Annotated in this window: 21 protein-coding genes and 1 rRNA gene; 7 read left to right on the top strand and 15 right to left on the bottom strand. The window is 69.7% G+C overall.

Annotated elements, in window-relative coordinates:
- Window positions 1-29: 29 nt before the first annotated feature.
- The 4 genes from HF995_RS06605 (at window position 30) to HF995_RS06590 (ending at window position 1,697) form a co-directional block, all read left to right on the top strand.
- Complete coding sequence (locus tag HF995_RS06605; RefSeq protein ID WP_168447051.1) at window positions 30-755, top strand: YggS family pyridoxal phosphate-dependent enzyme; 726 nt, start codon at window positions 30-32, stop codon at window positions 753-755.
- 120 nt (window positions 756-875) lie between these two features.
- Window positions 876-1,094, top strand: coding sequence for a hypothetical protein (locus HF995_RS06600; protein WP_168447050.1), 219 nt, complete (start codon window positions 876-878; stop codon window positions 1,092-1,094).
- Window positions 1,094-1,285, top strand: a complete 192-nt coding sequence (locus tag HF995_RS06595) for a helix-turn-helix transcriptional regulator (protein WP_098458760.1) — start codon at window positions 1,094-1,096, stop codon at window positions 1,283-1,285. The genes HF995_RS06600 and HF995_RS06595 overlap by 1 nt, the downstream gene beginning before the upstream one ends.
- A complete protein-coding gene (locus HF995_RS06590) occupies window positions 1,275-1,697 on the top strand; it encodes a hypothetical protein (protein WP_168447049.1) in 423 nt (140 codons plus the stop codon). Before HF995_RS06595 ends, HF995_RS06590 begins: the two co-directional genes overlap by 11 nt.
- A 69-nt stretch (window positions 1,698-1,766) precedes the next feature.
- Here the strand turns inward: HF995_RS06590 and lplAB are convergent, their stop codons facing one another.
- Complete coding sequence (gene lplAB, locus HF995_RS06585; protein ID WP_168447048.1) at window positions 1,767-2,834, bottom strand: lipoate-protein ligase LplAB; 1,068 nt, start codon at window positions 2,832-2,834, stop codon at window positions 1,767-1,769.
- A 65-nt stretch (window positions 2,835-2,899) separates the two neighbouring features.
- Window positions 2,900-4,489, bottom strand: a complete 1,590-nt coding sequence (gene cimA, locus HF995_RS06580) for a citramalate synthase (protein WP_168447047.1) — start codon at window positions 4,487-4,489, stop codon at window positions 2,900-2,902.
- Between the two features lie 402 nt (window positions 4,490-4,891).
- On the opposite strand from cimA, the gene HF995_RS06575 reads away from it, so the two are divergent.
- Both HF995_RS06575 and HF995_RS06570 read left to right on the top strand, forming a co-directional pair.
- Window positions 4,892-5,674 (top strand): Ig-like domain repeat protein, encoded by a 783-nt coding sequence (locus HF995_RS06575; protein ID WP_168447046.1) that lies wholly within the window; start codon window positions 4,892-4,894, stop codon window positions 5,672-5,674.
- A 255-nt stretch (window positions 5,675-5,929) separates the two neighbouring features.
- Window positions 5,930-6,739 carry a hypothetical protein gene (locus tag HF995_RS06570; RefSeq protein ID WP_168447045.1) on the top strand — a complete coding sequence of 270 codons (810 nt, stop codon included), beginning with the start codon at window positions 5,930-5,932 and terminating at the stop codon, window positions 6,737-6,739.
- A gap of 73 nt (window positions 6,740-6,812) precedes the next feature.
- Here the strand turns inward: HF995_RS06570 and HF995_RS06565 are convergent, their stop codons facing one another.
- Both HF995_RS06565 and HF995_RS06560 read right to left on the bottom strand, forming a co-directional pair.
- Entirely contained in the window at window positions 6,813-7,937 is a 1,125-nt protein-coding gene (locus HF995_RS06565; RefSeq protein ID WP_168447044.1) for a branched-chain amino acid aminotransferase, read from the bottom strand.
- A 96-nt stretch (window positions 7,938-8,033) separates the two neighbouring features.
- On the bottom strand, window positions 8,034-9,077 hold the full coding sequence (locus HF995_RS06560; RefSeq protein WP_168447043.1) for a 3-isopropylmalate dehydrogenase: 1,044 nt from the start codon (window positions 9,075-9,077) through the stop codon (window positions 8,034-8,036).
- Window positions 9,078-9,263: 186 nt separating this feature from the next.
- Between HF995_RS06560 and HF995_RS06555 the strand changes: the two genes are divergently transcribed.
- Window positions 9,264-10,178 (top strand): hypothetical protein, encoded by a 915-nt coding sequence (locus HF995_RS06555; protein ID WP_168447042.1) that lies wholly within the window; start codon window positions 9,264-9,266, stop codon window positions 10,176-10,178.
- A gap of 78 nt (window positions 10,179-10,256) precedes the next feature.
- Here HF995_RS06555 and ilvC read toward each other — a convergent pair whose 3' ends face one another.
- From ilvC to rrf, 11 genes are all read right to left on the bottom strand, one after another.
- Complete coding sequence (gene ilvC, locus HF995_RS06550) at window positions 10,257-11,282, bottom strand: ketol-acid reductoisomerase (RefSeq protein ID WP_168447041.1); 1,026 nt, start codon at window positions 11,280-11,282, stop codon at window positions 10,257-10,259.
- Window positions 11,283-11,375: 93 nt separating this feature from the next.
- Window positions 11,376-11,900: an acetolactate synthase small subunit gene (gene ilvN, locus HF995_RS06545; RefSeq protein ID WP_168447040.1), complete on the bottom strand. Its 525-nt coding sequence runs from the start codon at window positions 11,898-11,900 to the stop codon at window positions 11,376-11,378.
- A 15-nt stretch (window positions 11,901-11,915) separates the two neighbouring features.
- On the bottom strand, window positions 11,916-13,781 hold the full coding sequence (locus HF995_RS06540; RefSeq protein WP_168447039.1) for an acetolactate synthase large subunit: 1,866 nt from the start codon (window positions 13,779-13,781) through the stop codon (window positions 11,916-11,918).
- Window positions 13,782-14,098: 317 nt separating this feature from the next.
- A complete protein-coding gene (ilvD, locus tag HF995_RS06535) occupies window positions 14,099-15,802 on the bottom strand; it encodes a dihydroxy-acid dehydratase (RefSeq protein ID WP_168447038.1) in 1,704 nt (567 codons plus the stop codon).
- Window positions 15,803-15,935: 133 nt separating this feature from the next.
- Window positions 15,936-17,798, bottom strand: coding sequence for a dihydroxy-acid dehydratase (gene ilvD, locus HF995_RS06530; RefSeq protein WP_168447037.1), 1,863 nt, complete (start codon window positions 17,796-17,798; stop codon window positions 15,936-15,938).
- Between the two features lie 106 nt (window positions 17,799-17,904).
- Complete coding sequence (locus HF995_RS06525; protein ID WP_168447036.1) at window positions 17,905-18,570, bottom strand: 4a-hydroxytetrahydrobiopterin dehydratase; 666 nt, start codon at window positions 18,568-18,570, stop codon at window positions 17,905-17,907.
- A 199-nt stretch (window positions 18,571-18,769) separates the two neighbouring features.
- Entirely contained in the window at window positions 18,770-19,360 is a 591-nt protein-coding gene (locus HF995_RS06520; RefSeq protein WP_168447035.1) for a GNAT family N-acetyltransferase, read from the bottom strand.
- A 3-nt stretch (window positions 19,361-19,363) separates the two neighbouring features.
- Entirely contained in the window at window positions 19,364-20,869 is a 1,506-nt protein-coding gene (gatB, locus tag HF995_RS06515; protein ID WP_168447034.1) for an Asp-tRNA(Asn)/Glu-tRNA(Gln) amidotransferase subunit GatB, read from the bottom strand.
- On the bottom strand, window positions 20,866-22,377 hold the full coding sequence (gene gatA, locus HF995_RS06510; protein ID WP_168447033.1) for an Asp-tRNA(Asn)/Glu-tRNA(Gln) amidotransferase subunit GatA: 1,512 nt from the start codon (window positions 22,375-22,377) through the stop codon (window positions 20,866-20,868). Before gatA ends, gatB begins: the two co-directional genes overlap by 4 nt.
- A 2-nt stretch (window positions 22,378-22,379) precedes the next feature.
- Window positions 22,380-22,676, bottom strand: a complete 297-nt coding sequence (gene gatC, locus HF995_RS06505; protein WP_168447032.1) for an Asp-tRNA(Asn)/Glu-tRNA(Gln) amidotransferase subunit GatC — start codon at window positions 22,674-22,676, stop codon at window positions 22,380-22,382.
- A 208-nt stretch (window positions 22,677-22,884) separates the two neighbouring features.
- Window positions 22,885-22,984 (bottom strand): 5S ribosomal RNA (rrf, locus tag HF995_RS06500); the annotation flags it as partial.

Here is a 22,984-nt window from a genome sequence, read left to right as displayed (position 1 = left end):
ATGGACCCGCGCGACTACCATGGACCGTCATGAACACCGAAGCGATCTCCGCCGCGATCGCGCAGGTCACGGCGCGGATCGAGTCCGCGTGCGCGACCGCCGGACGCGACCCGCAGGACGTCGCGCTCGTCGTCGCGACGAAGACCGTGACGACGGAGCGGACGGTCGAGGCTGTCCGGGCCGGCGCTGCCCTCCTCGGGGAGAGCCGCGTCCAGGACGTCGCCGCGAAGGCGCCGACGCTCGCCGCTCTCGCTGAGCGACCCCGCGTGCACATGATCGGCCGGCTGCAGTCGAACAAGATCAACGCCCTGCTGCGGGCGGGCGACGTCGTCACGTGCGTCGAGACGGTCGACTCCCTGTCGCTCGCGCAGGCTCTCGGGTCCCGGGCCGCGGCCGCGGGCCGCACTCTCGACGTGCTCGTGCAGGTCAACGTGTCGGGCGAGGAGACCAAGGCGGGCGCGACGCCCGACGACGCGGTCGCGCTCGCGACGGCCGTCGCCGTTGTGCCGGGGCTGCGCCTGCGCGGCCTCATGACGATCGGTGCGAACTCCCGCGACGCGGCGCTCGTCCGAGCGGGCTACGCCCGCCTGCGCGAGCTGCGCGACGCCGTGCTCGCGTCCGGTGCGCCCGGCACCGAGGAGGCGACCGAGCTGAGCATGGGCATGAGCGCCGACCTCGAGCTCGCGATCGCCGAGGGCGCCACGATCGTGCGCGTCGGCACGGCGATCCTCGGCGCCCGCCCGGTCGCGGGCTGACACTTCGGCCCGCCGGTCCGTGCGGGTACGCGCGCAGCTCGTGGCGTCAAGCGACCTTGACACACCCAACCCTGTCAAGCATGCTTGACGTATCAAGCGTCCTTGACACCGGAGGTCCCGATGAACCGCTCACAGCTCACCCTCACCACCGCACCCCTGCTCCTCATCGGGGTAGTTGGCCTCGTCCGGCAGGCGGAGGCCGGCACGCTCCTGTCCGCACCGACGGTCGCGGGCATCGTCACCGGGGTCGTCGTCGGCATCGTCGCGCTCCTCGCCGGACGCCACCCAGGCGTGCGCGCTCGCCTCGGCCTCGAGGCCGGGCGCACCGAGGGCGCGTGATGCGCAACGACGTCCGTGCGCTCCGCGAGGCCGAAGGACTCTCGCAGGCGGCGCTCGGCGCCGAGCTGGGCGTCTCCCGCCAGACCGTCAACTCGATCGAGACCGGGAAGTACGACCCCTCGCTCCCCCTCGCCTTCGCCATCGCCCGCCGCTTCGGCACCACCATCGAGGAGATCTTCCATGTCGACTGATCAGCGCAAGCTCGTCCTCAAGGCGAGCGTCGGCCTGCTCGCAGCGACCGCGGTCCTCGTCCCGCTCGTGCTCATCCTGAACCGCTACGGTCCCGGCGACATGGGGCGTGGAGCGGCCGTCGGCGGCAGCGCCGTGCTCGTCGGGTTCGCGCTCGCCGCGTGGCGAGCCATGCGGCGCCCCGAGTCGACGTCGACGCTCGACCGTGTCTTCACGCGGACCGGCGACGAGCGCGACGACGCCGTAGCGACGGCAGCGCTCGCGATCGTGGGCGTCGTCTCCCTGCCGGCCTCCGCGATCGCGACGGCCGCGGTGGCGGTCGGGGCGCCCGCACTCCCGACCCTCACGATCCTGCTCTACGCGCTCCTCGCCGTCGCGATCGTCGCGTACGTCGTCCAGGGCCGGCGGCACTGAACCTCACGCACGACGAGAGGGGCACGCGCCGCGGCGCGTGCCCCTCTCGTCGTTCTCGGCCGCAGCGCGTCACGGGACGCGCGCGGTCCACTCCTGCGTGCCGAACTTCGTCTCGACGAGCTCCTCCGCGCGAGCACGCTCGGCGTCCGTGACCCCACCCTCGACCGCGTCGTAGCGCGACCGGAAGTGCGCCTTGAACGCCTCGATGACGTCCGCGCGGGACATCCCCGACTGCGAGCGCAGCGGGTCGACGCGCTTGTTCGCGCTCTTCGTACCCTTGTCGCTCATCTTCTCGCGGCCGATGCGCAGCACCTCGAGCATCTTGTCCGCGTCGATGTCGTAGGCCATCGTCACGTGGTGCAGCACGGAGCCGCCCACCAGGCGCTTCTGCGCCGCGCCCGCGATCTTCCCTGCGGGCGACGCGATGTCGTTGAGCGGCTGGTAGGTCGCCTTGATACCGAGCTCGCCGAGGGCGCCGAGGACCCAGTCGTCGAGGAACGCGTAGGACTGCTCGAAGCTCAGCCCCTCGACGAGCGAGCCCGGAACCGTGAGCGAGTACGTGATCGTGTTGCCCGGCTCGATGAACATCGCGCCGCCACCGGAGATCCGACGCACGACCGTGATCCCGTGCTTCTCGGCACCCTCCGGGTCGACCTCGTTCTTGAGGGACTGGAACGACCCGATCACGACGGCGGGGGCGCCCCACTCCCAGATCCGCAGGGTGGGCCTGCGCTCGCCGGCATCGACCGACTCTGCGAGCGCCTGGTCGAGCGCCATGTGCATCGCGGGCGACTGGGCGGGCTCGTGCACGATCTCGAACGTGTGGTCGTGCCAACCGGTCGCGTGGCCGAGCGCGCGGCGCACGGCGATCGCGACGGCCTCGGCCGTGAAGCCGATCATCGTGACGTCGTCACCGAGAGCTCCCTCGATCGCGCTCGCGAGCTGCCCGACGCCGGCGGTGGCCGGCATGCCGAGCAGCGCGGCGTCGATGTCCTCGAGAGCCGTGTCGGGCTCGAGGAAGAAGTCGCCCGAGATCGCGACGTGCGTCAGCCGCGCCGGACCTGCCTCACCCTCGTCGGTCGTCTCGACGTCGACCGCGACGAGCTTGCCACCTGGGACCTTGTATTCGCCTCTCACGGTCACCAAGCCTAAGCCCGCCCCGGCGGGCGGCCACCGTGGCGTCGGTCACGGGCTCGAGCACCTCAGCGCGGGCTCACGCCCGACTTGAGCAAGCCGAAGATCGCGGAGTCCGTGAGCGCCTCCCAGGACGCCTCGAGCAGGTTCGGACCGACGCCGACGGTCGACCACGACCGCTCGCCGTCCGTCGTCTCGATGAGGACGCGCGTGATCGCGTCGGTGCCGTGCGTCTGGTCGAGGATGCGCACCTTGAAGTCGATCAGCTCGAACTTCTCGATCTCCGGGTAGACACGGCCGAGCGCCTGACGCAGCGCCTGGTCGAGCGCGTTCACGGGACCGTTGCCTTCGCCCGTCGAGACGATGCGCTCGCCTCCGGCACGGAGCTTCACGGTCGCCTCGGAGGCAGTCTCGGTGCCGCGGCTGCCGGTGCGCTCGACGATCGAGCGCCACGACTCGACCGTGAAGTACGCGGGACGCTCGCCGGTGACCTCCTCGCGGAGGATGAGCTCGAACGACGCGTCCGCGGCGTCGTACGTGTAGCCGTTCGCCTCGGCGTCCTTGATGCGGTTCGTCACCCGGGATAGGACGTCGCTCTGACCGGCGAGGTCGAAGCCGAGCTCGCGACCCTTGAGCTCGATCGATGCGCGACCGGCCATGTCGGAGATGAGCATCCGCATGTCGTTGCCGACGGCGCGCGGGTCGATGTGCTGATAGAGGTCCGGGTCCACCTTGATCGCGCTCGCGTGCAGGCCAGCCTTGTGAGCGAAGGCGCTCGCGCCGACGTACGGCTGGCGCGCGTAGGGCGAGATGTTGGTCAGCTCGGAGATGGCGTGCGCGATGCGGCTCGCCTCCGCGAGACCGCGCCCGGCGAGCAGGGCGCGCCCGTGCTTGAGCTCGAGGTTCGCGACGACCGTGATGAGGTCGGCGTTGCCGGTGCGCTCGCCGTAGCCGTTGACGGTGCCCTGGACGTGGCTCGCGCCGGCCTCGACCGCGGCGAGCGAGTTCGCGACGGCGCAACCCGTGTCGTTGTGGGCGTGCACCCCTAGCCGATGGTCCAGCCCGACGGCGTCACGGACGTCCGCGACGATCTCGCCGACCCAGCCGGGTAGCATCCCGCCGTTCGTGTCGCACAGCGCGACGACCTCGGCGCCCGCCTCGAAGGCGGCTGCGACAGCCGCGAGGGAGGCCGTCCGGTCGAAGCGGTAGCCGTCGAAGAAGTGCTCGGCGTCGACGAAGACCCGGCGCCCCTCGCTCGTGAGGAACCGGACCGTGTCTTCGATCATCGCGAGGTTCTCCTCGGCGGTCGTCCGCAGGGCACGCTCGACGTGGCGCACGTCAGACTTCGCGACGAGCGTGACGACGGGCGCCTGGGAGTCGAGCAGCGCGCGGACCTGGGGGTCCTCCTCGACCTTGACGCCGACCTTTCGCGTCGCGCCGAACGCGGCCAGCACAGCATTCTTGAGCTTCAGCTCGCTCGCCGCACGTGCGAAGAACTCGGTGTCCTTGGGAACCGCGCCGGGCCAGCCGCCCTCGATGAAGCCGACGCCCAGCTCGTCGAGCAGGGGCGCGATCGCGAGCTTGTCCGTCACGGACAGGTTCATGCCTTCCTGCTGCGCGCCGTCGCGCAGGGTGGTGTCGTACACGTGGAAGCTCATCGGTCGCTCTCTTCACATCGAGTCCGGCGCCGCGCGAGGCACCGACCTGCAGCGGTCCAACAAAAAGACCCCCCGGAGGACGGAGGGTCAGCGCGCTCGGCATAGGTGGTGCCGGGCGCGCTAGTCGATAATCACGGTGAGGTCGATCACACGGCCATGATGCCACACGCACCTGCCCGCTCGAGAGCACCGGTCGCATCCCGGAACGCCGTCCCGCGAGCGTCGGGCAGCATCCCGTGAGTCTCGAATCCTGAGAGCGGAGGCCGTTTTCCGGGCACACTGTCCGGTTTGCCGGTTCTCGACGCGCGCATCGAACGCATGAACAGTATCTTCGCGACGGGCAGGAGACGCACCTACCCCCCAGCACACCCGGGGCAAGCCCCGCAGAACGACAGGGAACCCATGAAGAATCTCGCAAAGCGCGCCGTCACGGTCGCAGCAGCCCTTGCTCTCTCGGTCGGCGCACTGCCCGCCACCGCCTCGGCCGCCCCCGTCAGCACGGCAGCGCCCGCGACCGCCGTTGCGACGGCCAAGGTCGCGACCGCCAAGGCTGGCACGAAGATCGCGATCAAGGCGTCCGCCAAGTCCTTCCACCACGGCCAGACCGGCCCGAAGATCACGGTCGCCGTGAAGAAGGGCAGCAAGGCTGCAAGCGGAAAGGTCACCTTCTTCGACGGCAAGAAGAAGATCAAGACGGTCAAGCTCAAGAAGGGCAAGGCCACGATCCGCCTGAAGTCGAGCCTCAAGGTCGGCAAGCACAAGATCACGGCGAAGTACGGCAAGGCGTCGAAGTCCGTCAAGATCACGGTCCACAACTCCGCGCTCAAGGTCACGAAGGCGGAGTTCACGGTCTCCAAGTCTGACCCGTACGGCTTCAACCTCGACCCGGTCGCAGCCGAGGGTCAGAAGCTCACGGGCACGGTCAAGTACAAGGGCAAGCCCGCCAAGAAGGGCTACGTCGACATCTACCGCAACGGCAAGACCAAGGGCGGGGCTTCCTCGCCCGACTACATCACGATGACGGGCGTCCAGGACGGGAAGTTCTCGTTCTCCTCGTCCTGGCTCGCCCGCGTCGCTGAGAAGCTTCCGGTGGGAACCCACAAGTTCAAGGCGTTCTACACCCCCGGCTACGCGTTCGACGACTACGTCCACTCGTCGTGGATCACCGTCACGGTGACCGCATAGCGTCCGGGCGGGGGGGCGGCTTATCCAGAAGCAGCCCTCCGCCCCACCTGCGGCCCGCGCACGGGCCGCAGGTGGCCACCTCCGCTGAGTCTTGAACCCTGAGATCTCCTTCCTCGTCGCGCGTCGCCGCCCGAGCTGCGGGTTGTCGCCGCGCGCATCACGCTCCGCATCACTGTCTTCGCCAGTGGCAGGAGCCGCTCATGTCATATCCAGCAAGACCGCGGGGCAGGGGCCCCGCTGAACGACAGGGACAGCATGAAGACACTGACTAGGCGCGCCTTCGCGCTCGGGACCACGCTTGCGCTCACCGCGGGCGCCGCGCTCGTGGCGACCACCCCGGCGCAGGCTGCGGTCGCGCGCACCCACGCGGTGACCATCGCCAGCAACCCCGGCAAGGTCACGACCTCCTCGACGTCCGGCGGGAAGAGCTTCAAGATCACCGCCACGTTCTCCGGCACCGCTAGCGACGGCGGCTACTCGGACAAGAACGGCGACGGCGTCGGCCTCTGGTACTTGGCGAGCTACCCCGAGCTGAAGCTCGTGAGCTCACGAGTCGCCAGCCCCAACAAGCCCTACGTGGTCAACGTGGCCAAGGATTCGAACCCGGTCCCCGGCTCGAAGATCACAGCGACGATCCGCGTCTCGGCCTCGACATCCCCCGGCGTCTACTCGGTGACGTTCCCGGTCAAGCAGTTGGCCTACGTCGGAAGCCAGTACGTCGAGAGCACCAAGATGGCCACCGCGAAGTTCACGGTCTACGCCAACAAGAAGGTCTCCGTCAGCGAGACCAGCCTCGCCTCCTCGTACTGGCGTGCGGGTCAGACCGCGAAGCTCACGCTCCGCGCGCCCGACTACCAGCGTGGCGCCAAGGCGACCCTCTACGTGAAGAAGAAGGGCAAGAAGAAGTACGTCAAGCACTCGACCAAGAAGCTTCGCGAGGACGGCTACCGCTCGTCTGCGAAGTTCAGCGTCAAGAACCTGCGCAAGGGCGACAAGCTCTACTTCAAGGTCACCAAGGCGAAGTACGCCCCGGCGTACAAGTCCACGGTCGCGAAGGTCCGCTGACCTCCGCCTCGGTACGACAGGAGCGCCCGGGCCGTCCGTGAGGACGAGCCCGGGCGCTCCTGTCGTCTGCGCGTCAGGCGAGGCGGTGCATCCACCCGCGCGTGTCGGGACGCTTGCCGTTCTGGATGTCCGTCAGCTCTTCACGCACGGACATGGTCAGCTCACCTGAGGTACCGTCGCCGACCTTGAGGTCGAAGCCCTCCCCCGCGAGCCGCCCAATCGGTGTGAGCACAGCGGCTGTCCCGCACGCGAAGAGCTCGAGGATCGATCCGTCCTCGAGGCCCTGGCGAACCTCCGCGAGGGTGATGGTGCGCTCCTGGACGTCGTAGCCACGGTCGGCCACGAGCTCGAGGATCGAGCGACGCGTGACCCCTTCGAGGATCGAGCCGGTGAGCGCTGGCGTCGACACGGTGCGGTCCGCACCCACGACGAACAGGTTCATGCCCCCGAGCTCTTCGAGCGCGGTGTTCGTTGACGCGTCGAGGAAAGCGACCTGGTCGCAGCCCTTGTCGGCGGCTTCCTGCTGCGGCAGAAGGCTCGCAGCGTAGTTGCCACCGCACTTCGCAGCACCGGTGCCGCCGGCGCCAGCGCGATGGAAGTCCTGTGCCACCCAGATCGAGACCGGGTTGACGCCCTTGGCGAAGTACGGACCGACCGGTGAGGCGATCACGAGGTACTCGACCTCGCGCGAGGCACGCACCCCGAGGAAGGTCTCGGAGGCGTACATGAACGGACGAAGGTACAGGCTCGCCTCGTCCCCCGACGGTATCCACGCAAGGTCCGCCCGCACGAGCGCCTCGAGAGACCCGAGGAAGTCCTCGGTGGAGAGCTCTGGCAGAGCTAGGCGACGAGCCGAGGCGGCGAACCGCGCGGCGTTAGCCTCGGGACGGAAGGTCCACACCGAGCCGTCTGCGTGGCGGTACGCCTTGAGCCCTTCGAAGATCTCCTGCCCGTAGTGCAGGACGGCAGCCGCGGGATCGAGCCGCAGAGGACCGTACTTCTCCACGCGGCGGTCGGCCCAGCCTCCCTCGGCCGTCCACCTGATGCGTGCCATGTGGTCCGTGAACACGGTGCCGAACTTCGGCGCCGCAAGACTCGCCTCGCGCTGCTCGGCAGGCGTGGGCGTGTCCGTGAGGCGGACGTCGAAAGCCGCCGCGGCGTCGGACAGCGATGCGGTGGTGGTGCTGGTGTTGCTCATCTTGATGGCCTTTCACCCGGCGGGCGCGCACGGCGCGCAGCCCGCCACAACGGACGTTACCCGGTGAAGACGGCCGAGGGCACTGACCCGGAAGGGTCAGTCGGCCACGCGCTGTGCGAGGTCGGTGCCGATCTCGGCCGTCGACCGTACTCGTCCGGCCCGCTCGGCGAGGTCAGCCGCGACGGCCGCCTCGACCTTCGCCGACTCGGCGTCGTAGCCCAGGTGGGCGAGCAGCATCGCGACCGACAGGACGGTGGCGGTGGGGTCCGCCTTGCCCTGTCCCGCGATATCGGGCGCCGAGCCGTGGACCGGCTCGAACATGGACGGGGCGGTGCGGTCCGGGTTGATGTTCGCGGACGCTGCGAGCCCGATGCCGCCGGTGATGGCCGCGGCCTGGTCGGTGAGGATGTCGCCGAAGAGGTTGTCCGTGACGATCACGTCGAAGCGCGACGGGTTGGTCGTCAGGAAGATGGTGGCCGCGTCGACGTGCAGGTAGTCCGTCGTGACGTCAGGGAACTCGGCGTTGACGGCCTCGACCGTGCGGCGCCACAGGTGGCCCGCGTGCACGAGGACGTTGTGCTTGTGCACGAGCGTGAGGTGCTTGCGGGGACGCGCCTGGGCGCGGGCGAAGGCGTCGCGGACGACGCGCTCGACGCCGAACGCGGTGTTCACGGACACCTCGTTGGCGACCTCGTGCGGCGTCCCGGTGCGGATGGACCCGCCGTTGCCGACGTACGGCCCCTCGGTGCCCTCGCGGACGACTACGAAGTCGATCTCGCCAGGGTTGGCGAGCGGCGACTGCACGCCCGGGTAGAGCTTGCCAGGGCGGAGGTTGACGTAGTGGTCGAGGCTGAAGCGCAGCTTGAGGAGGAGCCCGCGCTCGAGCACGCCCGACGGCACCGTCGGGTCGCCGATGGCGCCGAGCAGGATCGCGTCGTGCGTGCGGATCGCGGCGAGGTCCTCGTCGGTGAGGGTCTCGCCGGTCGCGTGCCAGCGCTTCGCACCGAGGTTGAAGGCGGTCTGGTCGACCTTCACGTCGGACGAGGCGAGGGCGGCCTCGAGGACCTTGAGGCCCTGCTCGACGACCTCGATACCGATGCCGTCTCCAGCGACGACTGCGAGATTGATGTTGCGCGTCATGCCGGAATGCTACGCCGTGCGGGAACCCGCGCGGACGACCGTCTCACCAAATTCTGAGACAGATCGTTCCGGCAGTCGAGTGCGTCTCTCGGGCCGTGCAGCGTCCGGCTCGACGGCCCGGAAGCCCGGCTCCGCCGCATGAGCGGGGTCGCGCAAGAAGATCCGCCTCGGCGACACAGGACAGACATGCGAACCCGCGCCCGCCGGCCACGCGCACAGTCACGCCTCCTGCGAGTCTTCGCCCTCTTCGCGCTCCTCGGGGCGTGCGCCGACCCGGCGCTACTGCCAGCAGGCTCCGGCCCTGGCACGCGGGCGACGCCGCTGCCGCTCGCCGCCCACGCCGTCGGCACGTGGACGGTGCACGACGTCTCCGCGCCCTTCGAGGGCTCTGTCCTCCAGCTCGACGGGTCGTACGCGACGCTGTGGCGCGAGTGCGGCACGCTCGACTACGCGGCGCTCGTCGGCCCCACCGGCCGGCTGCGCGTCCGGCTCCAGGGCGGCGGGGGTGCGTGCGACGTCGATGCTGGCCTCCCCTGGCTCGAGGCGGCCACGACCCTTGACGCTGACGGCGAGAGGCTCATTCTCGAGGGCGCTGACGGCACGCGTCTCGCAACCCTCGAGCGTGGCGGCACTCCCCCGGTGCACGACTCGATCGCACCAGAGCTGGCCGACGATCCGGTGCTCACCGACGAGGTCGAGGCGACGCTGACCGCACCGGCGATCGAGACACCCGCGGGCCTGACACCCGCGGCTGAGGACGAGGTGACCGGACGGTGGTACCCGGACCGGCACTCGCCGGCCAACCCCGACGCCGCGTGGCTCGAGCTCCGCGCAGACGGCACCTGGGCGGGGAGCGACGGCTGCAACGGGCAGGGCAGCGTGTGGCTGCTCGAACCGAGCGGCTGGTTCCGCACCGGGACCTGGGCTCAGACGGAGATCGGGTGCGGCGGGTTCGACGTCGGCCGGGCGCTCGCTTCATCTGTCGCGCTCACGTTCGACGTCGACGGTGCGCTCGTCGCGCTCGACGAGGACGGCACGACGACCGGCCGCTTCGTGCGCGACCTCTCAGACTCTCTCGCCGACCCGTCGATCACCGTCTAGCTCGCCCCGCTGGACGCCCAGAGCGGGCGACGGCCCGTCCGCACCGAGGTGCGGACGGGCCGTCGGACGATCGATGGGTCAGCGCGCGGCCGAGCCCTCCACGTAGTCGGCGTCCTGCTGCTTCCACGCGAAGAGGGAGCGGAGCTCACGGCCGACCGTCTCGATCGGGTGCTGGGCCGCCTTCTCGCGCAGCTGCGTGAACTCGGGAGCGCCCGCGTCCTGGTCGTTGATGAAGCGCTCCGCGAAGGCACCCGACTGGATGTCTGCGAGGACGGCCTTCATGTTCTCCTTCACCTCGGGGGTGATGACTCGCGGGCCGGAGACGTAGTCGCCATACTCTGCGGTGTCGGAGACAGACCAGCGCTGCTTGGCGATGCCGCCCTCCCACATGAGGTCGACGATGAGCTTGAGCTCGTGGAGAACCTCGAAGTAGGCGATCTGCGGCTGGTAGCCAGCCTCGGTGAGGACCTCGAACCCGTACTGGACGAGCTGCGAGGTGCCACCGCACAGGACGGCCTGCTCACCGAACAGGTCGGTCTCGGTCTCCTCGGTGAAGGTCGTCTTGATGACGCCGGCACGCGTGCCGCCGATCGCCTTCGCGTAGGAGAGCGCCGTCGCCCAGGCGTTGCCCGAGGCGTCCTTCTCGACGGCGATGATGTCCGGGATGCCGCGGCCCGCGACATACTCGCGGCGCACCGTGTGGCCCGGGGCCTTCGGCGCGACCAGGATGACGTCGACGCCCTCAGGGGTCTCGATGTAGCCGAAGCGGATGTTGAAGCCGTGCGCGAAGGCGAGCGTCTTGCCCTCGGTGAGGTGCTGCTGGATCTCGTTCGCGTAGATCGAGCGCTGGTGCTGGTCCGGAGCCAGGATCATGATGAGGTCGGCCCACGCGGCGGCGTCGGACACCGTCTTGACCTCGAAGCCGTCGTCGGACGCCTTGGCGATCGACTTCGACCCCTCCTTGAGCGCGATGACGACCTCGACGCCCGAGTCACGCAGGTTCTGCGCGTGGGCGTGACCCTGCGAGCCGTAGCCGACGATCGCGACCTTCTTGCCCTGGATGATGGACAGGTCGGCGTCGTCGTCGTAGAAAAGCTCAGCCACCGTAGTTCTCCTTGTTGTCGTGACTCGTGTTGCGGGAGTTCGTGCGTCACCGTCAGGACCAGTCTTACCGGACCGTGCCCGACGGCGGGTTGATCATGCGAGGCGTGAGACGCGCTCGAGCGCCCGGTCGGTGATCGAGCGGGAGCCGCGGCCGATGCCGACGGTCCCGGACTTGACGATCTCGCGGATGCCGAACGGCTCGAGCGCCGCGAGGAGCGCGCGCAGCTTGTCGGGGTTGCCGGTCGCCTCGATCGTCACGGCGTCCGTGACGACGTCGACGACGTGCGCGCGGAACAGCTCGACGACCTGCAGGACGTGCCCGCGGCTCGAGGTGTCGGCCTTGACCTTGACGAGCAGCAGCTCGCGCTGGACGGAGGCACCCGGGTCGAGCTCGACGATCTTGATGACGTTGATGAGCTTGTTGAGCTGCTTCGTCACCTGTTCGAGCGGGAGCTCGTCGACGTCGACGACGACCGTGATGCGCGAGATCTCCTCGTGCTCGGTCGGGCCGACGGCCAGGGAGTGGATGTTGAACGAGCGCCGGGCGAACAGGCCAGCGACGCGCGTGAGCACGCCGGGCTTGTTCTCGACGAGGACGGAGAGGGTGTGCCGGGTCATCGTGGGGTTCCCTTCTCAGTCTTCACGGTCCCACGCGGGCGAGATGCCGCGCGCGTACTGGATGTCGTCGTTGCTCACGCCTGCGGCGACCATCGGCCAGACCATCGCGTCGCGTGAGACGTTGAAGTCGATGACGACCGGCTGGTCGTCGATCTCCCTGGCGCGCTTGATCGCGGCCTCGACCTCGGAGGCGTGCTCGACGCGGATGCCGACGCACCCGTACGCGTCCGCGAGCTTGACGAAGTCCGGCACTCGCGCCGTGCCCGACCCGGTGTGCAGGTCGGTGTTGGAGTAGCGCTTCTCGTAGAAGAGGGTCTGCCACTGGCGGACCATGCCGAGCGACGAGTTGTTGATGAGCGCGACCTTGATCGGGATCTCGTTGATCGTGCAGGTCGCGAGCTCCTGGTTGGTCATCTGGAAGCAGCCGTCGCCGTCGATCGCCCACACCTCGCGGTCCGGGTCGCCGACCTTGGCGCCCATCGCGGCGGGGATCGAGAAGCCCATCGTGCCCAGGCCGCCGGAGTTGAGCCAGGCGTTGGGGCGCTCGTAGCGGATGAACTGCGCGGCCCACATCTGGTGCTGGCCCACGCCCGCGACGTAGACAGCCTCCGGGCCGGCCATCTCGCCGAGCTTGGCGATGACGGCCTGCGGCGCCAGGGCGCCGTCGTCGGTCGGCGTGTATCCGAGCGGGTACGTCTCGCGCCAGTCGTCGAGCTGGCGCCACCAGGCCTCGAGGTCTGGCTTGCCGTGCTTCTCGTGCTCGGCGGCGAGCTCGGGGACGAGGTCCGCGATGATCTCCTTGAGATCGCCGACGATCGGGACGTCGACGACGCGGTTCTTGCCGATCTCCGCGGGGTCGATGTCCGCGTGGATGATCTGGGCGCCGGGAGCGAAGGACGAGAGCTTGCCGGTGACGCGGTCGTCGAACCGTGCACCGAGCGCGACGACGAGGTCGGCCCGCTGCAGCGCGGCGACTGCCGGCACGGTGCCGTGCATGCCGGGCATGCCGAGGTTCTGGGGGTGCGAGTCAGGGACGGCACCGCGCGCCATGAGGGTCGTGACCACAGCCGCGCCTGACAGGTCGACGAGCTTGCGCAGCTCGGCGGACGCACCGGAGCGGATCGCGCCGCCGCCGACGTACAGGACGGGCCTGCGCGCGGTCGCGAGCAGCTTCGCGGCCTCGCGGATCTGCTTCGTGTGGGGCTTGGTGACCGGGTGGTACCCAGGCAGGGAGAGCTCGGTGGGCCACTCGAACATGGTCCGGGACTGCATCGCGGACTTGGCGATGTCGACGAGGACGGGTCCGGGACGGCCGGTGCGCGCGATGTGGAACGCCTCGGCGATCGTGCGCGGGATGTCGTCGGGGTTGGTGACGAGGAAGTTGTGCTTCGAGACGGGCATCGTGATGCCGACGATGTCGGCTTCCTGGAACGCGTCCGTCCCGATGAAGCTCGCTCCGACCTGGCCCGTGATCGCGACGAGAGGCACGGAGTCCATGTTGGCGTCGGCGATCGGGGTGACGAGGTTCGTGGCGCCCGGGCCCGAGGTCGCCATGCAGACGCCCACCTTGCCCGAGGTGTACGCGTAGCCCTGGGCCGCGTGACCGCCGCCCTGCTCGTGCCGCACGAGGATGTGACGCAGCTTGGTCGAGTCCATGAGCGGGTCGTAGGTCGGGAGGATCGCCCCGCCCGGGATCCCGAACACAGTGTCCGCTCCCGCGGCCTCGAGCGACCGGACGATCGCCTCGGCGCCGGTCATCTCCTCGCGCGCTGGGACGCTCGTCCTCGAGCGCTCGTGGGCGCCGGCGGCCTGCGTCGGTGAGGGCGCGGGCTTCGGGACTGCTCCCGCCGCCTGCGGCGTCGGGTGGGAACCCTGGACCATCGGTTACTCCCTGGCTGTGGTGCTGTGACTTTCGAGGACTGCCCGGGTCCCTGCCGTGTGTGGCAGGCATTCCGAGGCATAAAAAAGCCCCTCGCGCCCGGGTGGGGCCGTTCGAGGGGTGAGCGCGCGGCTGCGACCGGTGGTGTCCGGTGTCAGGCTGCGCGCCCGGGAAGTACTACGAGGATCGTCTGCACGCTCGACACACTACGCCTCCCCCTCTCTGATGTCACACACCAGGCACGCGGGTCTCACGCCCTAAGACGTGCGCATCCGCGGGAGGCGGTCGGACCTGAGCGGCAGGCACCTGCCGCGCGACCTCAGGCGAGCACCGCCCCTGTCGACGCGGACTGGACGAGCTTCGCGTACCGCGCGAGGACGCCGCGCGTGAAGCGCGGGGGCAGCGGCGCCCACCCTTCCCTGCGGGCGGCAAGCTCGGAGTCGTCCACGAGCAGGTCGAGCCGCGCGTTCGCGACGTCGAGGCGGATCCTGTCGCCGTCGCGCACGAACGCGATGGGGCCGGCGTCAACGGCCTCGGGTGCGACGTGCCCGACGCACAGGCCGGTCGTCCCGCCGGAGAACCGACCGTCGGTGAGCAGCAGGACGTCCTTGCCGAGCCCGGCACCCTTGATCGCACCGGTGATCGCGAGCATCTCCCGCATGCCGGGCCCGCCCTTCGGACCTTCGTAGCGGATGACAACGACGTCGCCCGCCTGGATCGCGCCGTCCTCGAGGGCGTCGAGCGCGGCGCGCTCACGCTCGAAGACGCGCGCGGTGCCCTCGAACACGTCGGTGTCGAAGCCGGCGGACTTCACGACGGCGCCGTCGGGTGCGAGCGAGCCCTCGAGGATCGTGATGCCGCCCGTGCGGTGGATCGGGTTGTCGAGCGCACGCAGGATCTTGCCGTCAGGGTCAGGCGGCGCGACGTCCGCGAGGTTCTCCGCGACGGTGCGGCCGGTGACGGTGAGGCAGTCGCCGTGGAGGAGCCCGGCGTCGAGCAGCGCCTTCATGACGACAGGCACTCCCCCGATCCGGTCGACGTCCGCCATGACGTAACGGCCGAACGGCTTGAGGTCGCCCAGGTGCGGCACCTTGGCGGCGACGCGGCGGAAGTCGTCGAGCGTCAGGTCGACCTCGGCCTCGTGGGCGATCGCAAGGAGGTGCAGGACGGCGTTCGTCGAGCCGCCGAACGCCATGACGACGGCGATGGCGTTCTCGAACGCTTCCTTCGTCATGATCTGCCGCGCGGTGATCCCCCGTCGCAGCAGCTCGACGACCGCCTCGCCCGAGCGCTGAGCGAACGAGTCACGACGCCGGTCCGCCGAGGGCGGTGCCGCTGAGCCGGGCAGCGACATGCCCATCGCCTCGGCCACAGACGCCATCGTGTTCGCCGTGTACATGCCCCCGCACGCGCCCTCCCCCGGGCAGATCGCGCGCTCGATGCGGCCCAGGTCCTCCGTGCTCATGAGGCCGCGCGCGCACGCTCCGACCGCCTCGAAGGCATCGATCAGGGTCACGTCCTTCTCGGTGCCGTCCTCGAGCTTGACCCACCCGGGAGCGATCGTGCCGGCGTAGAGGAAGACGGACGCGAGGTCGAGCCGCGCGGCGGCCATGAGCATGCCGGGCAGCGACTTGTCGCACCCCGCGAGGAGGACTGAGCCGTCGAGCCGCTCAGCCATCATCACGGTCTCGACGGAGTCCGCGATGACGTCGCGCGAGACGAGCGAGAAGTGCATGCCCTCGTGGCCCATCGAGATGCCGTCGGAGACGGAGATGGTCCCGAACTCGAGTGGGTAGCCGCCGCCCGCATGGACGCCGTTCTTCACGGCCTTCGCGAGGCGGTCGAGCGACAGGTTGCACGGAGTGATCTCGTTCCACGAGCTCGCGACGCCGATCTGCGGCTTGTCCCAGTCGTGGTCGCCCATGCCGACGGCGCGGAGCATCCCGCGCGAGGCCGTCGCCTCGATCCCGTCCGTGACCTGCCGTGACCTGGGCTTGATGTCGATCGCGTCGTCGCTCGCCATACCGCGAGTATCACCCGCATGCCCTCGCGAGGCCACAGGTGCAGCAGCCCGCGCCCTGCCCGGGGACGTCAGCGCCCGGGGACACGGACAGGCCCGGGTCCGCCGAAGCGGTCCGGGCCTGTCGAGGAGCGTGTCAGCGGCGGCGCAGCAGCGACACGTCGCGCACGGCGCCACGGTCCGCAGACGTCGCCATCGCGGCGTACGCCTGCAGTGCGGGCGACACGTAGCGGTCACGGTCCTTGGGCTGCCACGGGTTCTCGGACGCCTCCATCTTGGCGCGGCGCTCGGCGAGCACCTCGTCGGGGACGTTGAGGCGGATGACTCGGGTGTCGACGTCGATCTCGATCTCGTCGTCGTCCTCGACGAGGCCGATGAGGCCGCCCGCGGCGGCCTCCGGCGAGACGTGTCCGATCGAGATGCCCGACGACCCTCCCGAGAAGCGACCGTCGGTGATCAGTGCGCACACCTTGCCCAGGCCGCGGCCCTTGATGAACGACGTCGGGTAGAGCATCTCCTGCATGCCCGGGCCGCCGGCGGGGCCCTCGTAGCGCACGACGACGACGTGGCCGGGCTGGACCTGCTTGGTGAGGATCTTCTCGACCGCCTCGTCCTGGGACTCGCAGACGAGTGCCCGTCCGACGAAGTGGAAGACGTCCGGGTCGACGCCCGCCGTCTTGAAGACGGCGCCGTCCTCGGCGAGGTTGCCGCGCAGGACGGCGAGGCCACCCTCGACGGTGTAGGCGTGCTCGAGGTCGCGGATGCAGCCTCCGGCCGCATCGGTGTCGAGGGACTCCCAGCGGTTGGACGTCGAGAACGCCTGCGTCGTGCGCACGCCGCCGGGGGCAGCGTGGAACAGCTCGACCGCACGCTCGGTGGCCTTGCCGCCGCGGACGTCCCAGTCGTCGAGCCACTCGCGCAGCGTCGGCGTGTGCACGGACGTCACGTCGTGGTCGAGCAGGCCGGCGCGGTCGAGCTCGCCGAGGAGCGCAGGGATCCCGCCAGCACGGTGCACGTCCTCCATGTGGTACGCCGGGTGGTTCGGCGCGACCTTGGACAGGCACGGCACGCGACGCGAGATGTCCTCGATGTCGGCGAGCGTGAAGTCGACCTCCGCCTCCTGGGCGGCCGCGAGGATGTGCAGGACCGTGTTGGTCGAGCCACCCATCGCGACGTCGAGCGTCATCGCGTTCGCGAACGCCGCCTTGGTCGCGATCGAGCGCGGCGCAGCCGAGTCATCCTCGTCGTCGTAGTAGCGCTTCGCGAGCTCGACGATCGTGCGACCGGCCTCGAGGAAGAGCTCCTTGCGGGCGGCGTGCGTCGCGAGCGTCGAGCCGTTGCCGGGGAGCGAGAGGCCGAGGGCCTCGGTCAGGCAGTTCATCGAGTTGGCGGTGAACATGCCGGAGCACGAGCCGCACGTGGGGCAGGCGTTCTCCTCGACCTTGGCGAGCGCATCGTCGGACACGTCGTCGTCGGCCGCGTAGTTGATCGCGTTGACCAGGTTGAGCGGGGTGCGTGCGACGCCGTCGGCCACGACAGCCTTGCCCGCCTCCATGGGCCCGCCCGACACGAAGATGACGGGGATGTTGAGGCGCAGCGCGGCGTTGAGCATGCCCGGCGTGATCTTGTCGCAGTTGGAGATGCAGACGATCGCGTCGGCGCAGTGCGCGTTGACCATGTACTCGACCGAGTCGGCGATCAGGTCGCGGCTCGGGAGCGAGTAGAGCATGCCGCCGTGGCCCATCGCGATCCCATCATCGACGGCGATCGTGTTGAACTCCTTGGCGACGCCGCCGGCCTCCACGATCGCGCTCGCGACGAGGTCACCCATGTCCTTGAGGTGGACGTGACCGGGTACGAACTGCGTGTACGAGTTGGCGATCGCGATGATCGGCTTGCCGAAGTCCTCCGAGCCCATGCCGGTCGCGCGCCAGAGCGCGCGGGCGCCGGACATGTTGCGGCCGTGGGTGGAGGTCCGGGAACGCAGCGGACGGCTCATGCAGGTCAGCTCCTCGATGTTGCTCGGCACTCACGTCGACATGCCGGTCGCCCAACCCTACGGCTGACGCGCGGCGCTCGAAGTCAGCGTCCGGAGCGTGGTCCTCTCACCCCTCGTCCTGCGACCCCTGGCTCGCGCGCGGCTGCCAGGTGCACAGGCATGCCTCGTTCCCCTCGGCGTCGGCGACGACCCACCACGACGGCGCGAAGCGGTCGGTGACGAGCGTCCCGCCCGCGGCGAGCGCGGCGTCGAGCCGCGCCTGCACCTCGTCGTGGGGCACGTACACGTCGAGGTGGATGCGGTTGCGCTGCGGCCGCGGCTCATCCATCTGCTGGAACCAGACCCCGGGGAGCGCGCCGAGCGGGTCGGCGAGGTCTTCGTCGTCGCCCTCGTAGCCCAGGACTGCGCGCCAGAACGGGGCGACGGCGCCGCTGACCATGACGTCGATCCCGATCTCGACGACGCCCGGCGCCTGGCTCGTCGCGACGCCGAGGTCCTGGGCGATCTGGGAGATGACGAGCGCGAGGTCGACGTCGGCGGAGGTGATCGCCCCGACGTCGTGCGTCGTGAGCGCGACGTCGACGTGCGTGTACCGCAACGTGACGTCGGGATGGTGCTGCTGCGCCTCGGCCGCGGCGGTGAGCCGTTCGACGAGCTGGACGCCGCGGACGAACGTGCCGGTGGTGAACCGGGCGCGGATCGCTCCTGCGACGACGCGCCAGCCGGCGTCGTAGACGGCTTCCTGGGCCCGGGCGGTGTCGAGAGGTTCCATGTCCCCAGCGTCGCACTGGGCCCGCTGTCGCGACAGCCGAAAGAGGTCCGCTCGAGGACAGCGCCGTGGTTCGGCTGAGCGGCTGGCGTTTCGTCCCGTGATCGCCGTCGGGCTCTGCCGCACGGGCCAGTCACGCGAAGGACGCCGCGACCGTGAGGTCGCGGCGTCCTTCGACTGCGTGTCGTTCAGGTGTGGCGTGTCAGAGCGCGACGTCGTCCTGCGGGCCCGGCTCCTCGTGCTCGTCGGCGAGGATGCCCATGACGACGAGGTCGGCCCACCCCTCGCCGTCGCGCACGGCTTCGCGCAGCGTGCCCTCGACCGTGAAGCCGAGCGACTCGTAGAGCATGCGTGCACGCGGGTTGATGCTCAGCACGCGCAACGAGACCCGGTGCAGGCCGAGCCCGTCCGGCGCGAACGCGAACGTCAGGACGTGCGCGATCGCCTCGCGGCCGTAACCCCTCCCCCGATAGTTGGGCAGGAGGTTGAGGCGCAGGTTGGCCGTCGAGTTCTCGGCGTCGATCTCGTCAAGGACGATCTCGCCGAACATCTCGTCGGCGACGAACACGCCGTCGCGCTGCACGGCCGACGTGATCGCCCAGTCGTAGCGGCCATCGAGCGTCGGCGCCTCGTCGAGCCACCGCTGGATCTCCTCGGGTGTGTACGTCCGGGTAGACCCGGTGAGACGCATCGCCTCGGGGTCTTGGACGAGCTCGCCCAGGCGCGGCGCATCCGACGGCCGCATAGGCCGCAGACGCACCATCTCACCGAGTCTCTCGGGGCCGGCGACCATCGCTCAGCCGATCCTCTCGAGCACCAGCTCGCGGACGCGACCGGCGTCGGCCTGCCCGCGGGTCGCCTTCATGACGGCTCCGATGACGGCACCGATCGGGCCGAGGTTACCGCTCTTGATCTTCTCGACGATGTCGGGCTGCGCAGCGAGCACCTCGTCGATGACGGCGAGGAGCGGACCGTCGTCGGAGACGACCTCGAGGCCGCGGTCCGCGACGATCTGTGCGGCGCTGCCCTCGCCCGCGAGGATGCCCTCGAGCACCTGGCGCGCGATCTTGTCGTTGATCTTCCCGTCGTCGACGAGCTGCTGGAGCTCGACGATCTGCTGCGGGGTGACGGGCAGCTGCTCGAGCTCGATCTCGTCGGTCTTGGCGCGTCGGGCGAGCTCGCCCATCCACCACTTGCGAGCGGCGGCGGCGCTCGTGCCGGCGGCGACCGTCGCCTCGATGAGGTCGAGTGCGCCCGCGTTGACGACGTCGCGCATCTCCGGGTCGGCATAGCCCCACTCGGCCTGCAGCCGGTTGCGGCGTGCGACGGGCATCTCCGGGAGGCTCGTGCGGATCTCCTCGACCCATTCGCGGCTGGGCGCGACGGGGACGAGGTCAGGCTCGGGGAAGTACCGGTAGTCCTCGGCGTCGGACTTCACACGGCCCGACGTCGTGATGCCGGTGTCCTCGTGCCAGTGCCGGGTCTCCTGGATGATCGTCTCGCCCGCGTCGAGCACTGCGGCCTGGCGGGAGACCTCGTAACGGACGGCACGTTCGATCGACCGGAACGAGTTGACGTTCTTGGTCTCGGTACGCGTGCCGAGCGGCGACTCGGGCGTCGCGCGGAGCGAGAGGTTGACGTCGGCGCGGACGTTGCCGCGCTCCATGCGGGCCTCGGAGACGTCGAGAGCGCGGAAGATGTCGCGCAGCGTCTGGACGTAGGCGCGCGCGACCTCGGGCGCGCGGTCACCTGCGCCGACGATCGGACGCGTCACGATCTCGACGAGCGGGATGCCTGCACGGTTGTAGTCGACGAGCGAGTACTCGGCTCCGTGGATCCGGCCGGTGGAGCCACCGACGTGCGTGTTCTTGCCTGCGTCCTCCTCCATGTGGGCGCGCTCGATCTCGACACGGAACACCGAGCCGTCGTCCAGCTCGACGTCGAGGTGACCGTCGAACGCGATCGGCTCGTCGTACTGGGACGTCTGGAAGTTCTTCGGCACGTCCGGGTAGAAGTAGTTCTTCCGCGCGAACCGGCACGACTCGGCGATCTCGCAGTTGAGCGCGAGGCCGATGCGGATCGCGTACTCGACCGCGGTGCGGTTGACGACGGGCAAGGCACCGGGGAGGCCGAGCGAGACCGGCGTGGTCTGAGAGTTCGGCTCGCCGCCGAACTCGACCTCGGCGGCGCAGAACATCTTGGTACGAGTCCCGAGCTCGACGTGCACCTCGATGCCGATCACGGGGTCGTAGCGGCGGACCGCGTCGTCGTACGCGACGAGGTCGACGGTGGTGGCGCTCATCGTGCGATCTCCAGTTCCGGGGCCTGCGCGATCAGCGGCGCACCCCACGTGTTCTCGAGTGCGGCCTCGAGGGCCGCACCGACGCGGTACAGACGATCGTCGGCCTTCGCCGGCGCGAGGATCTGGAAGCCGACGGGAAGCCCGTCGTCAGACAGGCCGTTCGGGACGGAGATCCCGGGGATGCCTGCGAGGTTCGCGGGGATCGTGGCGACGTCGTTGAGGTACATCGCGAGCGGGTCGTCGAGCTTCTCCCCCAGCTTGAAGGCCGTCGTCGGGGCGGTCGGCGAGACGAGCACGTCGGCGACCTCGAACGCGGAGTCGAAGTCACGCTGGATGAGCGTACGGACCTTCTGCGCGCTGCCGTAGTAGGCGTCGTAGTACCCGGCCGACAGAGCGTAGGTGCCGAGGATGACGCGGCGCTTGACCTCGTCGCCGAAGCCGGCGCCGCGGGTCGCGGACATGACGCGCTCCGCGGTCGCAGGGCCGTCGGTGGGTTCGACACGAAGCCCGAAACGCATGCCGTCGAACTTGGCGAGGTTGCTGGACGCCTCGGACGGCATGATCAGGTAGTACGCGGCGAGCGCGTACTCGAAGTGGGGGCAGGAGACCTCGACGACGGTCGCACCCGCCTTCTCGAGGAGAGCGACCGACTCAGCGAAGCGGGCGCTCACCCCGTCCTGGTATCCATCGCCGGAGAGCTCCTTGACGATGCCGACGCGCAGCCCGGTCAGATCGCCGAGCGCACCCTGGCGCGCGGCCTCCACGAGGTTCGGGAGCGGCTCGTCGATCGACGTCGAGTCGCGCGGGTCGTGACCGCCGATGAGCTCGTGGAGCAGAGCGGAGTCGAGGACGGTCCGCGTGACCGGTCCTGCCTGGTCGAGCGACGATGCCATGGCGATGAGGCCGTAGCGCGAGACGGAGCCGTACGTGGGCTTCACCCCGACGGTGCCGGTGACTGCGCCCGGCTGCCGGATGGAACCACCGGTGTCGGTGCCGATCGCGAGGGGCGCCTCGAATGCGGCGACGGCGGCGGCGGAACCACCGCCGGAGCCGCCGGGGATCCGGTCGAGGTCCCAGGGGTTGTGCGTGTTGCCGTAGGCGGAGTGCTCCGTCGACGACCCCATCGCAAACTCGTCCATGTTGGTCTTCCCGAGGATGGGCAGCCCTGCGTCCTTGATCCGCTCGATGAGGGTCGCGTCGTAGGGCGGGATCCAGCCGTCGAGGATCTTGGATCCAGCAGTGGTGGGGAGCCCCTCGGTGACGACGACGTCCTTGATGGCGATCGGCACGCCTGCGAGGGGGTGGAGCCTCTCCCCCGCAGCCCGGCGTGCGTCGACGTCCGCAGCGGTCTTGAGCGCTTCGGCGTCAGAGATGTGGAGGAAGGCGTGCACCTGGCCGTCGACGGCGTCGATCCGGTCGAGGTGGGCCTGCGTGACCTCGACAGAGGTCACGGTGCCCGCGGCGAGAAGCTCGGCCAGCTTGGCTGCCGAGAGTCGGGTGAGGTCCATGGTCACTCTTCTCCGAGGATCTGGGGAACGAGGAATCGGCCGTCCTCGTGGGCGGGTGCCCCTGAGAGCGCGGCCTCCTGGCTGAGGGGCGCGACGGGCACGTCTTCACGGAAGACGTTCGTCAGCGGCAGCGGGTGGCTCGTCGCGGGGACGTCGGCCGTGGCGACCGTGCTGACCTTCTCGATCGCGGTCACGATGACGGCGAGCTCACTGGCCAGCTTGTCGACATGTTCTGGGCTGAGGTCGATGCGCGCCAGCTCGGCGACGCGCGCCACCTCGTCACGGGAGAGTGAGGACATGGAACCAGTCTAGTTGGTGCTGAGGCGACGTCCGGCCCCCACAAGGCACGGACCCTCAGCGCGCCTTGACGCCGCCGTCGAACCGCCCAGCGCCCGCAATAGATTGAACCCGCCGCCGCAGGCGACCTCACATGTTCAGCCTAGGCCGGGGTTGTCTGGGTACGCCAAAGGCCCACCCCGATCGGGGGTGGGCCTTTGGTGAATGGTTGTCCGGCGGCGTCCTACTCTCCCACCCCGTCTCCAGGGCAGTACCATCGGCGCTGAGAGGCTTAGCTTCCGGGTTCGGAATGGGACCGGGCGTTTCCCTC

The organism is Sanguibacter hominis ATCC BAA-789 (genome assembly GCF_012396185.1).
Taxonomy (GTDB): domain Bacteria; phylum Actinomycetota; class Actinomycetes; order Actinomycetales; family Cellulomonadaceae; genus Flavimobilis; species Flavimobilis hominis.
This window is presented reverse-complemented; position numbering and strand designations above follow the sequence as displayed.